This is a genomic window from Halovivax cerinus (assembly GCF_024498195.1).
GTDB lineage: Archaea > Halobacteriota > Halobacteria > Halobacteriales > Natrialbaceae > Halovivax > Halovivax cerinus.
Map to the genome: position 1 here is coordinate 371,077 of NZ_CP101824.1, position 14,579 is coordinate 385,655.

Here is a 14,579-nt window from a genome sequence, read left to right on the forward strand (position 1 = left end):
TGGATTCGTCGATGGTGATGGATTATTCGCTCACATCGGTCAAAAAAGTGACCACGCTTCGAACGTCGTGACCACCGCTCGTGAGCCGGGGCGTGACGCGTCGGCTTCGGATCGTCGCCCGCCGGCGACGATCGGCTATCGTGGCGTCGCGTGCTCCGCCAGCGCCTCGATCGCCGCCTCCATCTCGGCGTCGGTGTTGTAGAAGTGCGGTGAGAGGCGAACGCCGCCACCGCGCGTACTGACGTTGAACCCGTCTTCGATGAGCGCGTCGGCCGCGGCGTCGGGATCGGCCACCTGCACGTTGACGACGCCCCCGCGGTGTGCGTCCTTGTGCGGAGTCCGAACCTCGAACCCGGCGTCCTCTGCCAGGTCGATGAGGGCGCCGGTCAGTTCCAGGCTGCGTTCGCGGATGCGGTCGACGCCGACCTCGAGGATGAGTTCCATCCCCGCCGCCGCGGTGTAGGCGTTCGGTGCCGGGGGCGTTCCGAGCTCGAACCGGCGCGCGCCGTCGGCGAACGAGGGATCGTCCGTCTCGAACCCGAAGATGTCGTCGGTACCGAACCAGCCCATGTTCGTCGGAACCAGGTCGTTGGCGACCGCGTCGTCGACGTAGAGGAACGCGATACCGGGCCCGCCGAGGAGGAACTTCAGGTTGCCGGAGACGAGCATGTCGATGTCCTGTTCTTCGACGTCGATGGGGACGATCCCCATCGACTGGTAGGCGTCGAGGAAGAGGTACCCGCCGCGATCGTGGACGGCGTCGGCGACCGCCTTCGGGTCCATGAGCCCGCCGGTGAACGAGAAGGCGTGGGCCGTCGAGACCAGCAGCGTATCGTCGCTCATCGCCCTCGCGTACTCGTCGGCGGACACCCGGAGGCCGTCGTCGGATTCGACCACGATCCGGTTCGCACCGCGACGCTCCTGGGCGTGCCAGAACTGCGGCACCGTCGGGAACTCCAGATCGGTCGTGACGATCTCGTCGCTATCGTCGTAGGAGAGTGCACTGGCGACCTGGGCCAGCGCCTGCGTCGCCGAGGCCACGACGGCGATCTCGTCTGGGTCGGCGTTGATGAGCTCCGCGAACAGCGCCTTCGACTCCTCGACCGCCGACATCCACTGGCCCCAGGGGTTGCCGGCTTCGATCCAGATACGTTCGCACTCCCGGCGCGCATCGAGTCCGCGCTGCGGGACGGGCGCGGCCGAGCAGTTGTTCAGGTGGATCCGATCCTCCTCGGCGATCGCCGGAAACGTCTCGCGATAGTCGGCGAGCGGCTTCGCACTCGCGTCGCCCACTGGCTCGCCGCCGTCGGTAAGGACGCGGTCGCGGCCGGGCACTGTGACGGATCGATTGCCGCCTTCGGAGTCGGGTCTGCCCATCTAACGATCACCGGTGGCGAGCTCTTTGTCGTGGATCGGTGGGATCTCGGCCAGGATGACCTCGGTCTCCAGCTGTTTCGCACAGCCGGGGCAGTAGTACCGGCGGAACTCGAACTCCTCGTCGACGTAGAGCGACGGATCGTTGACGAGCGGACCGGCTTCTTCGAGCGGCGACCGGTCGCACAGCACGTGTTCCTTGTAGTTCTCGTCGGCCGCACACAGCTCCTCACCACACTCGCGACAGACCATCACGTCGCGATCGGTGTCGATGGCGATGTGTGCGTCGACGCGGCGCTCAGTCATCGGACTCACCCCACGGGCTGGCAGCAAGTCGGTCCGCCCTGATCTCCTCGCGGCGGTCCGTCGTGGCCGCCACGTCCACGTCACCGTCCGAGAGGACGACGCCGTAGGTCCGTCGCGCTTCCTCCTCGGAGACGTAGCCGGCCCTGACGTCTGCCGCCACGCGCTCCGGGTCGCGATCGATCGGGTCACCGTAGCCGCCGCCGCCCTGCCAGATGCTGTAGTAGATGTCGTCGGCCTCCTGGACGAACTTCGCCTTCGGCGAGACGATATCGCGGTCGCCATCGATTTCGCCGACGTCGGCTGGAATCTCGCCCGACTCGAGCAGATCGGCGGCGTTCGAGTCACGGACGAGTTCGTACCGAACAGAGTTCGACGGGTGGCCACCGCTGACGCCGTGACTCGTCGGCGCAGCCGCGCCGAACGCCGAGATGACGTGCTGCATGGGCGCGTCGGTGTCGTGGGGAAGCCAGCACATGCTCGCAGTGACGCCGCCGCGGTGCTCCCCAGGACCGCCGGAGTCGGCCATCTCCTTGCGGTACATGTACAGCATCGGGAACGCGAGTTCGTTCGACTCGACGTTCGCGGTGATGCCGCCGGGGGCGGCGAAGATGCCCGCCGTGTTGATGCCGTCCGAGTGCGAGCGGGCACCCCACCCGCCGGACATCGGATCCATGAACTGCGTGACGAACTGGTCGCCGCGCTGGTCGATGCCCATCGCGTTCATCGTCACCCAGGAGCCGGAGGAGCCGGCGACCAGGTCCTCGCTGTACTCGTCGCTCGCCGCGAGGAGCTTGGCGACGCACTGGTTCGAAAGGTTGACCGTGTGCCAGGTGCCCGCGATGGCCGCCATCCCCGTCCCCGCCGGGAACTCGGCGTTGACGACGATGTTCGACTCGGCTTCGAACTCGATCGCCCGGAAGATGCCGCCCAGTGCCCAGGGCAGGTCGTGACAGAGCATCGGGAGGACGGGGGCGACGAGCCCGCCGCGCATGCCGGCGTACGTGGTGTTGATCATGCCGGCTGCGGGGTCACCGTCGACGTGGAAGCGGAGCGTGTCGCCGTCCTTCTCGAGGGCGACCTCGGTACGGTGGACGCCCCTGTCGTCGGCGTTCGCGACCTCCTGGTAGTCGACGTGGCGCCAGACGCCGTCCGGCAGTTCGCGGAGTCGATTGCGGAGGCTCGTCTCGGCGTAATCCATCGTCTCCTTCATCACCGCCTTGACCGTGTCGGCGCCGTAGTCGTCGATGAGTTCGTGAATGCGGTCGATCGCGACGTTGTTGCCCGCAATCTGGGCGCGGAGGTCCATCCCCACCATCGCGGGGGCGCGGGACTTGCGCAGGAAGATGTCCTCGATGTCGGTGCGCAACTCGCCGTCCTCGACGAGTTTCGTCGGGGGCACCGGTTCGGCTTCCGCGAACGCGTCGTCGTCCTCGATCGCGAAGCTGCCGATCTCGTTGCCGCCGACGTCGACCTGGTGGACGGTCGAGCTCACCCAGGAGAACAGCTCGCCCTCGTGGAAGACGGGGGCGAGGACGACCGCGTCGTTCTGGTGGACGGCGCCGATCCACGGGTCGTTGCAGATGTACATGTCGCCCGGTTCGATGCCGGGGTTGTCCGCGCGGCGCTCGATGATCCACTTGATGATGAGGTCGGTGACGCTCGCGTGGTACATCACGTACGGGCCGAGGCTCACCGTGTCGCCGCGTTCGTCGCCGATGGTGACGTTGAAGTCGTAGGCGTCGGTGACGATGGGCGAGCCGCTGACCTGTTTCAGCGTCGTCCCCTGCTCTTCGTTGATCTGCTGGAGCCGGTTACGAAGGACCTCGAAGGTCACCTGGTCCAGTTCGTGGTCGTCGGGCAGTTCGTGAAAGTCGACGTCGTCGACCTTCGATTCGTCGAGTTCGGTCACCGCCGTGTACGGTTCGTGGCCTGGAATCTGTGTCATCGATCTCCCTCCGTGATGTGAACGCTGCGGTACTCGTCGACTGCCGCGTGCTGGTGCGGCCTGACCGTCACCGTCGTGTCGGGTAGCTGGATCACCGCCGGCCCGTCGAACGCGTCGCCCGGGGCGAGGCGCTCGCCGTCGTACACCGCCGTGGACCGCCGGGCACCCGGCTCGGGCCAGTACACCTCCCGATGATCGATCAGTGCGTCGCCCGAGCGAGCCGTCGATCCGCCGAGCACCGGGTTGCTCGTCTCGACGCTCCCGGTCACCCGCTGATTGACGAGCTCTGCCGGAACCGGCGCGTACGTGGATCCCTCCCCGTAGAGCGCTTCGTACTTCGACTCCCAGCGATCGATCGTCGCCTCGACGTCGGCGTCGGTCAGGTCACCGCCGGGGACGTCGACGGAGAGCTGGTGGACCTGACCCTTGTACCTGATCTCGGCCTCCCGCGAGAGCGAGAGTGGTTCCCCCTCGAATCCGCGGTCGACGAGTGTCTCGCGGACGTCGGCTTCGAGGTCGCCGTAGAGGTCGGTCAGGTCGGCGGGATCGAACGGTTCGAAGTCCGGGTTCGATCGCTCCGCGACGTAGTTGACGTCGGCCGTCGCGATGCCGAACGCGGAGAACACCGACGCGGTGTCACCGAGCGGCACGACGATCGACTCGACGCCGAGTTCCGCCCCGTAGAACGAGGCGTGGACGGGACCGGCGCCTCCGTAGGAGAGCAACGAGAAGTTCCGTGGATCGTGGCCGCGCTCGACGGTCATCTGTCGGAGGAGGTCCGCCATCGCCCCGTTGACGATCTCGAAGACGCCCGCCGCGGCCTCGTCGACCGACAGGTCGAGGGGCTCGGCGACCGAACGCATCGCGTCGCGTGCGGCCTCGACGTCTAGATCGCGTCGACCGCCCAGGAAGTAGTCGGGATCCAGGTAGCCGAGCAGGAGGTCGGCGTCTGTGACCGTCGGTTCGGTGCCACCGAACCCGTAGCAGGCCGGGCCCGGATCTGCGCCGGCGCTCCGCGGGCCTACGCGGAGTGCGCCCCCGTCGTCGATCCAGGCGATCGAGCCGCCGCCGCTCCCGATGGACTCGATGTCCACCGAGAGCTGGTACAGCGTCTGGCTGTTGACGGACAGCGTGGGCCGCGTCTGGAGTTCGCCGTCGATGACGAGGCCGACGTCGAAACTCGTCCCGCCGACGTCGGTGCAGATCAGGTTCGGTTCGTCCATCTCGCGGCCGACGAAGCGAGAGCCGATGACGCCGCCGGTCGGCCCCGACATGATCGTCGAGACAGCCTCGGTCGTGACGGAGTCGGGATCCATCGCGCCACCGGTGCTCTTCATCACGTAGAACGGGGCGTCGAGCCCGTGTTCAGCGAGCGTGGATTCGAGGTCCTCGACGTACGCCTCTAGCAGCGGCGCCGTCGACGCGTTGAGGACGGTCGTCGCCGTCCGCTCGTACTCGCCGAGCTTCGGTGTCACCTCGTGCGAACAGAAGCACGGACACTCGGGCGCTTCCTCTGCCGCGATCTCCGCGACGCGACGCTCGTGTTCGGGATTCTCGAAGCTCCAGAGGAGGCTCACCGCGAGCGCGTCCACTTCGCCAGCCAGGTCCGAAATCGCCGCTCGAACGGCGTCCTCGTCGAGGTCGACGACCTGCTCGCCCTTGTAGTCGGTTCGTTCGTCGATCTCGCGAATGTGCTCGGTCGGTACCAGTGGCTCGGGTTTCGATTGCCCGGCGTAGTGCTGCTGTTCCAGCCGCGTGAGACCTTCGGTCCGCGTCTTCGTCCGGCCGATCGCCAGCGCGTCCGCGTGACCGCGCGTCGTCAGGAGTCCGACCTCGGCCCCAGTTCCCTCGAGTACCGTGTTCGTCGTGAGCGTCGTCCCGTGAAAGAGGATGGACGTCGTCGAGAGCAACGATTCGAGGTCGACGCCGACCGCTTTGGCGCCGTTGCGTAACGAATCGAGAATCCCGGTCGTCGGGTCGTCCGGTGTCGTCTCCGACTTACCCGTATATCGCGTTCCATCTTCCGAGACGATCACCGTGTCGGTGAACGTCCCACCCGTATCAACGCCGATGACATACGTCATGTGTTGTCGAGGTTCACGAGACCTCATATACGTTTTATATTGTTGCAGCCACCGACGAGCAAATTGAACGAAATCTCGTCTACGTGTCCGTGATGTGAATCAATTAGCGGCAATTTCGTACAGGTTCTTCCGGTCTGTGTCCTCCCCTGAGCGGGGACGCGACTGGCCCGCGGACGGTGAACTGTCAGCACGAACGCGCGAACGAGAACTGGGAGGGGACCCAGTGACAGTCGATCTCTTACCTGTGATCAGCGACGGTCGATCCACCGACAGCGGTCGGTACCGACGAACCGGTGCACCGTCCGGACGTCGGCCCCGGTCAGAACGGCTCGACGGCGTCGTCCTGCAGAGCGTGGACGATACCGCGTAGCGTGTCGATCTCCAGTCCGGGGTTCGTCCGCGGGTGCTGGTCGGCCACGCCGACCATCTCTTCTACCTGTGGGACGACGATCTGCCGGTAGATCACGTACAGCCTGAGGGTCTCGTCTCCGATGGCTTTCACTTTGTTGTGCGCGCCGGGCGGGAGGTAGACCATCTCTTCGGGTCCGGCTTCGGCGACGTGTTCGTCTCCCTCCTCGTCGAGATAGGTGATCTCGACGCGCCCCTGGACGGGCATGTTGAGCTGGTACATGTGCGGCGAGTGAGTGTGCCAGTCCAGCACCCCGCCCGGTTCGGACTCCATGTACGAGACGTTGAAGTCGTTCGAGCGGAACAGGTGGGCGGTGAAATCGGGCGGCGATTCGCCGTCGTCGCCGATCGACTCCTGCTCCCCGGCGTCCTCGTAGAGGTCGATGCCCTCGACGTCGTCGACGCGTAGCGTATAGCCCTCCTGGGGGAGGAAGGCGTCGAAATCCGGGAGATCCATGGCGTCAGGCCTCCCCCTCGATGGCTGCGATCATCTCCGTCGCGTGGTTCTCCGGGGAGACGTCCTCGTAGACGGCCTCGATGACGCCCGATTCGTCGATCACGTACGTGTTACGGCGGGCGATCTCGTGCGTCTCTCCGTCGACCTCCACGACGTCGAACGACTCGTACGCCCGGGCGACCGCGCCGTCCTCGTCGCTCACCAGCGGGAACGGCAGGTTCTGCCGGTCCCTGAACGCACGGATCTCTTCGACCGAATCCGTCGAGACGCCGACGACCTGCGCGTCCGTCTCCTCGAACGCGTCCCAACTATCGCGAAAGCTACACGCCTGGGCCGTACAGCCCTCCGTCCCCGCCTTCGGGTAGAAGTAGAGGATCAGTGGCTGTCCCTCGAAGTCCGAGCGTTCGACCGGTTCGCCCTCGTGATTCAACAGTTCGAAGTCGGGTGCCGCCTCTCCGGGTTGGAGCATGGTGGACGATACCGGGTGTGATACATGAGACTTACGGGCGGTCTTCCGTCCGACACGCACTCGACAGGACAGGAACCGTTCGAAATCGGCAGCCTCGTCGCGGTCAGCGGACGCAGTCCGGGCCACAGCCACGCCTGTGGCAGCCGGTCGCGCCGTCACCGGTCACCGGAAGACACCCCGCCGAAATCCCACTTATTAGAATCTTATATATTATATCCCACTTTTGGGAGATTCAAGCAAATTAAACCGTGTAGTATGGATATCGACGGTAGTTGTGACGGGAAATTGTACGTCAATATGTAGAGTTATCTCTGCCGAAGATTGAAGTACGGTGGATTCCTGGTCACGAATCGTGACACAACTTACCAGACGGAAGTTCGTGGCCGCGTCCGGCGTCGCGGGCAGCGCCGCACTCGCGGGGTGTACCGGCGGCGACTCGTCCGATGGCGACTACACGATCGAGATCGGAACGTTACTCCCGGAGTCGGGACAGCTCTCGGGGATCGGAACGACGATGGTCGACGCGGCCGACCTCGCGTTTAGTACGGTCGACGATGGCGCCGACTCCCTCGGCGTCGACGCGACGCTCGGAGACTCCCAGTCGACGCCAGAGGACGGAATCAGCACGGCCAACAACCTCGCCAACAGCGGGGTTCCCGCCGTCGTCGGCGGCGCGTCGACGAACGTCCACATCTCCGCGGCCGAACAGGTGTTCATCCCGAACGGTATGTGCGCGTGTAGTCCGTCGGCGACGGCCGTCTCCATCACGCAGATGGCCGACGACGACCTGCTCTTTCGGACGACGCCCAGCGACGCGCTGCAGGGGCAGGTGATGGCGGAGTACGCGACCGAGGAGATGGGTGCACAGACGGCAGCGGTCCTGCACGTCAACGACGACTACGGATCGGCGCTCTCCGGCGCGTTCGTCTCGGCCTTCGAGGAGGCCGGTGGAACCGTCCAGCAGGAGGTGTCCTACGAGACGGCGGCGACGTCCTACACGTCGCGGATCGAGTCCGCGGTCCAGGACGATCCCGACCTGCTCAGCGTGATCGGCTACGCGGAGAGCGGCATCCAGCTGTTCAGGGACTACTACGCACAGTACTCTGCGAGTCGTGACATCATGACCGTCGACGGGTTGAACACGGCGCGGATCCCAAACGAAGTCGGCCGCGAGATGGACAACGTCGTCGGAACGGCACCGATGGCACAGGGCCCCGGCCGAGACGCGTTCACGTCGATGTACCAGGAGGAGTTCGACGCCGAACCCGGACCGTTCAACGGTGCGACGTTCGACGCCGCGGCCGTCCTGATGCTCGCAAACGCGGCCGCTGGTGAGAACGACGGCGCGGCGATCAGCGAGCAGATGCGGGCCGTCACGTCCGAGGGCGAGCTGACCGTCAGCCCCGACAATATCGCCGAAGGCGTCGAAGCCGCGTACAACGGCGACGACGTCGGGTACCAGGGGGCCTCGAGTCAGGTCAGTTTCGACGACAACGGCGACCTGGTCACCGGTACCTACGAGGTCTGGGCGTACGCACCCGACACCGAACGCGGGATCGAAACCATCGAGACGTTCACGGTGTAACACCGCTTTCGACGACGGCACTCTTCGTTTTCGCAGGCGAACGACCTCGAGACGTCTCCTCGTTTCTCACCCCGAACCACCCCCGTCGTGGGCACCCGGACCCCATCGATGTGAGGGGTTCCCAGGAACCCCTCCGCGTGAAGAGAATCATCCGGACGACGGCGGTCGTACCGACAGTGGACCAGATGGCGACAGTGAGACGGACGACGACGGTCGGTCCAAAAGTGGACAAGATGGCGACGGTCGTACCGTGACCGTACCCGGCCGGTGCCGGTCCCGGACTGGATCGTCGCTGCAGGTCACCCGCCGAGGAAGTCCTGGCGCACCTGCTCGTCGTCGAGTAGTTCCCGACCGGGACCCTCGTGGTAGTTCTTCCCCTGCGCGAGGACGTACCCCCTGTCGCACCGGCGCAACGCCTCTTTCGCGTTCTGTTCGACCATCAGAATAGCCGTCCCGCCGTCGTTGATCTCGTCGATCTTGTCGAACATCTCGTCGACCAGGTCGGGGGCGAGTCCCGCGGACGGTTCGTCGAGCAACAGCAGTTGCGGGTCGAGCATGAGCGCCTGACCCATGGCGACCATCTGGCGCTGGCCGCCACTCATCGTCCCGACCGTCTGGTCGGTTCGCTCCCGAAGCACGGGGAACCGATCGTACACAGCGTCGAAGCGTTCCTGCGGGATCTCGTCTAAGATGTACCCGCCCATCTCCAGGTTCTCCTGGACGGTCATCGACTCGAACACGTTTCCGTTCTGCGGGACGTACGAGAGCCCGTGGCGGATGACGTCCGACTGTTGGACCCCGGTGATGTCGACGTCGTCGAACTGAACGGAGCCACCCATCACGTCCGCGACGGAACAGATGGCCTTCATCGCTGTCGACTTCCCGGCGCCGTTCGGCCCCACGATGGTGACGTACTCGCCCGCGTCGACGGTGAGGTCGATCGACTGGAGGATCTGGAGGTCGCCGTACCCCGCGTCGAGGTCGGAGACCGAGAGGAGGCTCATTGTGCCGCCTCACCCCCGAGGTACGCGTCGATGACCCGTTCGTCGTCGCGTACGGTCTCGGGCGCTCCCTCCGCGAGTAACTGTCCTTGATGCATGACGAGGACGCGGACGCAGTTGTTCATGATGAGGTCGATGTCGTGTTCGACGATGAGGAACGTGTACCCCTGATCCGTCAGCGCGTGCAGTCGATCGAGCAGTCGCTCCTCCAGCGTCGGATTCACGCCGGCGAACGGCTCGTCTAACAGGAGCATGTCCGGGTCGGCCATCAGGGCGCGAGCCAGTTCGAGGAGCTTTCGTTGCCCGCCGGAGAGCGTCCCCGCGTACTCGTGGGCGACGTGCTCGATGTCGAAGAACTCGAGCGTCTCCCAGGCCTGTTCGAGGATCGCTTCTTCCTCTGTGCGGACGTTCTCGCGCAACCCCGGCGTCACGGCGTGGATCGCCGACTCCGTTTGTTCTTTCGAACTGACCATCATGTTTTCGAGGACCGTCATCTCGCGGAGCTCCCGCGCGATCTGGAAGGTTCGCACCAGTCCCGTTCGCGCCACCCGGTGGGTCGGCAGTCCCGTGACGTCCTGCCCATCGAAGACCACGCTCCCTGCGTCCGGTTCGATGAGGTTCGTGATACAGTTGAACGTCGTCGACTTGCCGGCGCCGTTGGGACCGATGAGACCGGTCATCTCGCCGGCCTGCACGTCGAACGAGACGCCGTCGACCGCCGTGATCCCGTCGAACGTCTTTTCGAGACCGGTGACGGAGAGCTTCGGATCGGTGACCGCCTCGCCCGAGCTGGACCGCTCAGTCATCGGACGGCACCTCCGATCCCGGTCCCTCGGAGTCCGACGTGGGTCGAGGTTTCGTCAGGTCGAGGGTCGACGCCGGTTCCTTGCGATGACCCATCAACCCCTTCGGCCGTTGCTGGACGATGACGATCAGGACGAATCCGAGGACGACGAACTGTAACGCGGCGAGCTGGTCGAAGACGTACGAGACGAGCGGGAACGGATCGCCGCCGCCGAGGGCACCGACGGCCTCGCCGATGCTCGCCGGTGCCCGGGGGACGTCGACCGTGTTCTGAATGACGCTTCGCAGGAAGCGTGGCCCCTCCTGTAACAGGCTGACGAACAACGCCGCTCCGAGGACCGTCCCCGTGTTCGAGCCGGTACCGCCGATGATGACGACGATCCAGACGAACACCGTCAGTTCGATGAGGTACGTATCGGGCGTCGTCAGGCCCCTGGAGCCCTGCCAGAAGATCGCCGCGAGCCCGAGCAACCCGCAGCCGATGACGAACGACTTCGCTTTCATCAGTTGCGTGTTCTTGCCGAGCGCCCGGGTGGTCTCCTCGTCCTCGCGGATCGCCCGGAGCGTCCGACCGAACGGCGAGTTTCCGAGCCGCTGTATCAGGAAGTACACCAGTATCAACAGCCCGACGACGAGGACGGTGTACGTCAGGTTGACGGCGACCGGCCGCTCGATACCGACAGAGGCGAACGCGGCGATGATACCGTCGGAGATGCCGTCCAGCGCCGCGACGCCGAAGCCGGTCTCGTAGAAGGTGCGAACGAGTTTCGACGGGTCGCCGGCGAGGTTGAGTCCGCTGTTGCCGCCGGTCCCCATCGTCGCACCGCCGACCGTGAACTCCGTCAACGTACTCGATGAGAACGAGAGACGGATGATCTCGGAGAAGCCGAGCGTCACGATGGCCAGGTAGTCCGCCTTGAGGCGAAGTGCCGGGAGCGAGATGAGCAACCCGGCGACGGCGGCGGCCAGGATACCCAGTCCGATCCCGATCGGCACCGGCAGCCCGAGGCCCGGGACGGCGGACGCCGATTCCGGGTCGACGGGGGCCGTCGCGATTCCCATGGCGTACACGCCGATCGCCATGAACCCCGCGATCCCCACGTTGAACAGCCCCGTGTACCCCCACTGGAGGTTCAGGGCCAGGCCGGCCATCGCGAAGACGGCCGTCAGGAACGTGATCCGCTGGAGTGCGTTGATCTGGCCGTTGAAGTTAAAGCCCATTCCGAGTCCGAACAGGAGGTAGAGGGCGTACACCGCGAGCATCGTGCCGACGATGATCGAGGCGTCGCTGCGTGAGTCGTCGGTGAGCCGCTCGCGGACGCCGTCCACGATGGGATCGAGACGACTCATCCGACCACCCGGCCCCCGAAGAGGCCCTTCGGACGCACGACCAGAACGAGGATCATGATGAGGAAGGCCACCGGACGGGCGAACGTCGCTTCGGGGAGCCAGACCAGCGAGACCGTCGTCGTCAGGCCGACGATTATCCCCCCGACGATGGCGCCGTAGATGGAGCCGATACCGCCCAGGACGACCGCCGCGAAGATGAGCAACAGGAGCAGCCAACCGAACTGGAAGCTCATCGTTCCACGTTCGAGAACGATGAGGAAGCCGGCGACGCCGGACGTCGTCCCCCCGATCACCCACGTCCAGCGGATCACCCGTTCGGTCGGAATACCGCGTGTTCGGGCGAGGTCGTCGTTATCGGCCATCGCACGCATCGATTTCCCGAGTTTCGTCCGCTGGAGGAGTACGTGGAGACCGATCATCAGCCCGATCGCGACCGCGACCAGCAAGAGCTGGTGGGCGTTTACCTGCAAGAGCGCGTTCGTCCCACTGCCGATCGCGACGGGAATCTCGACGAACGCCTCGCCGTTTTGGAGCGCCTGTCGGCTCCCCGCGATGACAGGGACGCCGTCTGCAGTACCGAACACGGCAGTCTCCGGCTGTGCCACGAGCGAGCGCTGACTCGGCTTGTAGAAGAACACGAGTGCGTACCGCAGGAGGAACGCGACCCCGACGCTCGCGATCAGGACGATCATACTCGTGGCGTCACGGAGCGGCTCGAACACGTATCGGTCGAGTCCCAGCGACAGTCCGGCCGTGATGGCCGCGGTCAGGACCAGTCCGACCGCGACGGCGAGCGGTCGCGCCGTCAGGGTGATTCCAAGGTCGCTCGCCGACAGGTCGCCGCCCACACCGAGGAGCAACAGCTCTCCGATCGCGGCGTCACCGAACCCGAATAGCACGAACGTCACCCCCCAGCCGATAAACGCGCCAGTCGTGATGGTATCGCCGTGCGCGACGTTCGCGAACCCGAGAATGCTGTACGTCAACGAGAGGCCGATGCCGGCGAGGCCGAGTGCCAGTCCGATGATCAACCCGTCCCAGACGTACGTGGCGAACCGTGATAGTGGAAGCGAACCGGTCGCTAGCGAGAACAGGAGGTCGACGCCGAGAAGCGCGACGAACCCGACGAAGATCGCCTCGACGTAATTTCGTCGGAGCGTCTGCCCGACCCCCGCGTCGGTGAACCTGCGTGACAGTGGCATGGTACGGTCCAGTCATATTACCCATATAAATCCTTCCGAACCAGTAACTTTCCCGAGTATCCATCAGGGGGTATTACCGACGTAGTGAGAGAAAGCTGACGAATGTATGTTTAAATCCGTCACGGGTTGAGAAAAATAACCGATCGGAACCAGTTTCGGTCACCGGTGTGGGTGGGACGGCGCGGTTCTGGGGCTACCGGGCACCGCCCGAGTCCGACCGGCACCCGACAGCCGGACGGCAGTCGTCCAGGACGGGTGCGCACGCACCGCGGCTGTCGACGTGCTCGGGAGCCACAGGGGGTCAGTTTCGGGAGCGTCGGTCGATCGGTGAGAACGCCCTGACGGTCGCGTTCGGCAGGTCCAATCGGTGCCACCGTCAGTCACTCCGGAGCGCGGACGCGACGGCGTCGGGATCGCAGTCGACGCGCTCGACGGTCGGAAGTCGGGGTTCGAACGGTTCGACGTGCTTGTGACCGCTTCCGGTGACCGTCAGGACGACGACGTCGCCGCTCCCGATCGTTCCACGCGCCGCCAGTTCCGTGAGCACCGGGACGACGACGGCGCTCGCTGGTTCGGCCCAGACGCCGGTCGTCTTCGCGAGCGTCCGCTCGCCGTCGAGTAACGCCTCGTCGCTCACCGCGATCGCCGTGCCGCCGCTCTCGCGAATCACCTCGACGACCCGGTCGCTGGCGAACGTCGCGTCGATACCGGATGCAACAGTGTCGGTCGTCGACGGCGGGATCGGCGACTCCGCGTCCCGCTCGATCGCGTCGACGACGGCCGACGCGCCGGCGGCTTGCGCAGCGACCATTCGCGGGGTCGTCTCGACGAGTCCCGCCTCGTGCAACTCCCTGAACCCACGATGTTGCGCGACGAGATTGTCGCCGCCACCCGTCGCCGTGACGACCACGTCGGGCGACGTCCACTCCAGTGCCTCGGCGACCTCGTACGAGATCGTCTTGATACCCTCCTCGAGGACGGGATTGAACGGACGATACGCGAACGCGAGATACGCCCCGAGCTGGTCGGCGACCGCCTCCAGCGTGTCGATCAACGTCACCTCTCCCCCGTCGAACAGCCCGTCTACGCGAACGGCCCGCGCCCCGTAAGCGAGCGGTTCGGTCAGTTTGTGCGCGGGCGCGTTTCCGGCGACGAGCAGGTAACACGGCAGATCGGCGCGCGCCGCGTACAGCGCGCAGGCCGCAGCCGCGTTCCCCGTCGAGGCGGTTACGACCGCCTCCTCGCCCTCCTCGGCGGCGAGCGAGACGGCCGGCGCGTACGCGCGATCCTTGAAGCTGCTCGTGGGGTTCCGGCGTTCGTCCTTGACGTACACGGTCGCGTCGACGTCGAGCGACGACGCCAGTCGATCGGCGCGCACGAGCGGCGTCTCGCCTTCGATCCCGGCCACCGATCCCGCCGAGGGGAGTCGGTCGCCGTACCGTTCGAAGAGCGTCTCGCCGGCGGCGATCCGATCGGGGTCGAGCGTCGCGTCGTATCGAACGGATAGTGCGCCCCCGCAGGCGTCGCACCCGACGGTGTCGGTCCGCGAGGCCTGCCGTCCGCACCGAAGACACTCGAGTCGCATGGTCGAACC

Annotated in this window: 12 protein-coding genes; 1 reads left to right on the top strand and 11 read right to left on the bottom strand. The window is 65.7% G+C overall.

Translation table 11 applies throughout. From position 1 onward, the window contains the following. Positions 1–135 precede the first annotated feature (135 nt). From NO366_RS01875 to NO366_RS01900, 6 genes are all read right to left on the bottom strand, one after another. On the bottom strand, positions 136–1,377 hold the full coding sequence (locus NO366_RS01875) for an aminotransferase class V-fold PLP-dependent enzyme (RefSeq protein ID WP_256532619.1): 1,242 nt from the start codon (positions 1,375–1,377) through the stop codon (positions 136–138). Then, positions 1,378–1,680 carry an acetone carboxylase subunit gamma gene (locus NO366_RS01880; protein ID WP_256532620.1) on the bottom strand — a complete coding sequence of 101 codons (303 nt, stop codon included), beginning with the start codon at positions 1,678–1,680 and terminating at the stop codon, positions 1,378–1,380. Next, on the bottom strand, positions 1,673–3,625 hold the full coding sequence (locus tag NO366_RS01885) for a hydantoinase B/oxoprolinase family protein (RefSeq protein ID WP_256532621.1): 1,953 nt from the start codon (positions 3,623–3,625) through the stop codon (positions 1,673–1,675). The genes NO366_RS01880 and NO366_RS01885 overlap by 8 nt, the downstream gene beginning before the upstream one ends. Next, the gene (locus NO366_RS01890; protein ID WP_256532622.1) at positions 3,622–5,709 is read right to left on the bottom strand and encodes a hydantoinase/oxoprolinase family protein; all 2,088 of its coding nucleotides are present in this window, start codon (positions 5,707–5,709) and stop codon (positions 3,622–3,624) included. Before NO366_RS01890 ends, NO366_RS01885 begins: the two co-directional genes overlap by 4 nt. A 319-nt stretch (positions 5,710–6,028) precedes the next feature. Next, a complete protein-coding gene (locus NO366_RS01895; RefSeq protein WP_256532623.1) occupies positions 6,029–6,574 on the bottom strand; it encodes a cupin domain-containing protein in 546 nt (181 codons plus the stop codon). Between the two features lie 4 nt (positions 6,575–6,578). Continuing rightward, entirely contained in the window at positions 6,579–7,043 is a 465-nt protein-coding gene (locus NO366_RS01900; protein ID WP_256532624.1) for a peroxiredoxin, read from the bottom strand. 352 nt (positions 7,044–7,395) lie between these two features. Here NO366_RS01900 and NO366_RS01905 point away from each other — a divergent pair, with 352 nt between their 5' ends. Beyond that, positions 7,396–8,628 (top strand): ABC transporter substrate-binding protein, encoded by a 1,233-nt coding sequence (locus tag NO366_RS01905; RefSeq protein WP_256532625.1) that lies wholly within the window; start codon positions 7,396–7,398, stop codon positions 8,626–8,628. A gap of 299 nt (positions 8,629–8,927) precedes the next feature. On the opposite strand, the gene NO366_RS01910 is transcribed toward NO366_RS01905, so the two are convergent. From NO366_RS01910 to thrC, 5 genes are all read right to left on the bottom strand, one after another. Continuing rightward, positions 8,928–9,632: an ABC transporter ATP-binding protein gene (locus tag NO366_RS01910; RefSeq protein WP_256532626.1), complete on the bottom strand. Its 705-nt coding sequence runs from the start codon at positions 9,630–9,632 to the stop codon at positions 8,928–8,930. Then, positions 9,629–10,435, bottom strand: coding sequence for an ABC transporter ATP-binding protein (locus tag NO366_RS01915; protein ID WP_256532627.1), 807 nt, complete (start codon positions 10,433–10,435; stop codon positions 9,629–9,631). Before NO366_RS01915 ends, NO366_RS01910 begins: the two co-directional genes overlap by 4 nt. Next, on the bottom strand, positions 10,428–11,783 hold the full coding sequence (locus NO366_RS01920) for a branched-chain amino acid ABC transporter permease (RefSeq protein ID WP_256532628.1): 1,356 nt from the start codon (positions 11,781–11,783) through the stop codon (positions 10,428–10,430). The genes NO366_RS01915 and NO366_RS01920 overlap by 8 nt, the downstream gene beginning before the upstream one ends. Continuing rightward, on the bottom strand, positions 11,780–12,985 hold the full coding sequence (locus NO366_RS01925) for a branched-chain amino acid ABC transporter permease (RefSeq protein WP_256532629.1): 1,206 nt from the start codon (positions 12,983–12,985) through the stop codon (positions 11,780–11,782). Before NO366_RS01925 ends, NO366_RS01920 begins: the two co-directional genes overlap by 4 nt. A 376-nt stretch (positions 12,986–13,361) precedes the next feature. After that, positions 13,362–14,570 carry a threonine synthase gene (thrC, locus tag NO366_RS01930; protein WP_256532630.1) on the bottom strand — a complete coding sequence of 403 codons (1,209 nt, stop codon included), beginning with the start codon at positions 14,568–14,570 and terminating at the stop codon, positions 13,362–13,364. Positions 14,571–14,579 lie beyond the last annotated feature (9 nt).

What these genes read in the sequence shown, in the direction of transcription:
- NO366_RS01915 (WP_256532627.1), bottom strand. Translation starts at nt 10,435, where the DNA reads ATGACTGAGCGGTCCAGCTCGGGCGAGGCGGTCACCGATCCGAAGCTC.
- NO366_RS01895 (WP_256532623.1), bottom strand. Translation starts at nt 6,574, where the DNA reads ATGGATCTCCCGGATTTCGACGCCTTCCTCCCCCAGGAGGGCTATACG.
- NO366_RS01910 (WP_256532626.1), bottom strand. Translation starts at nt 9,632, where the DNA reads ATGAGCCTCCTCTCGGTCTCCGACCTCGACGCGGGGTACGGCGACCTC.
- NO366_RS01880 (WP_256532620.1), bottom strand. Translation starts at nt 1,680, where the DNA reads ATGACTGAGCGCCGCGTCGACGCACACATCGCCATCGACACCGATCGC.
- NO366_RS01885 (WP_256532621.1), bottom strand. Translation starts at nt 3,625, where the DNA reads ATGACACAGATTCCAGGCCACGAACCGTACACGGCGGTGACCGAACTC.
- NO366_RS01890 (WP_256532622.1), bottom strand. Translation starts at nt 5,709, where the DNA reads ATGACGTATGTCATCGGCGTTGATACGGGTGGGACGTTCACCGACACG.
- NO366_RS01920 (WP_256532628.1), bottom strand. Translation starts at nt 11,783, where the DNA reads ATGAGTCGTCTCGATCCCATCGTGGACGGCGTCCGCGAGCGGCTCACC.
- thrC (WP_256532630.1), bottom strand. Translation starts at nt 14,570, where the DNA reads ATGCGACTCGAGTGTCTTCGGTGCGGACGGCAGGCCTCGCGGACCGAC.
- NO366_RS01925 (WP_256532629.1), bottom strand. Translation starts at nt 12,985, where the DNA reads ATGCCACTGTCACGCAGGTTCACCGACGCGGGGGTCGGGCAGACGCTC.
- NO366_RS01900 (WP_256532624.1), bottom strand. Translation starts at nt 7,043, where the DNA reads ATGCTCCAACCCGGAGAGGCGGCACCCGACTTCGAACTGTTGAATCAC.
- NO366_RS01875 (WP_256532619.1), bottom strand. Translation starts at nt 1,377, where the DNA reads ATGGGCAGACCCGACTCCGAAGGCGGCAATCGATCCGTCACAGTGCCC.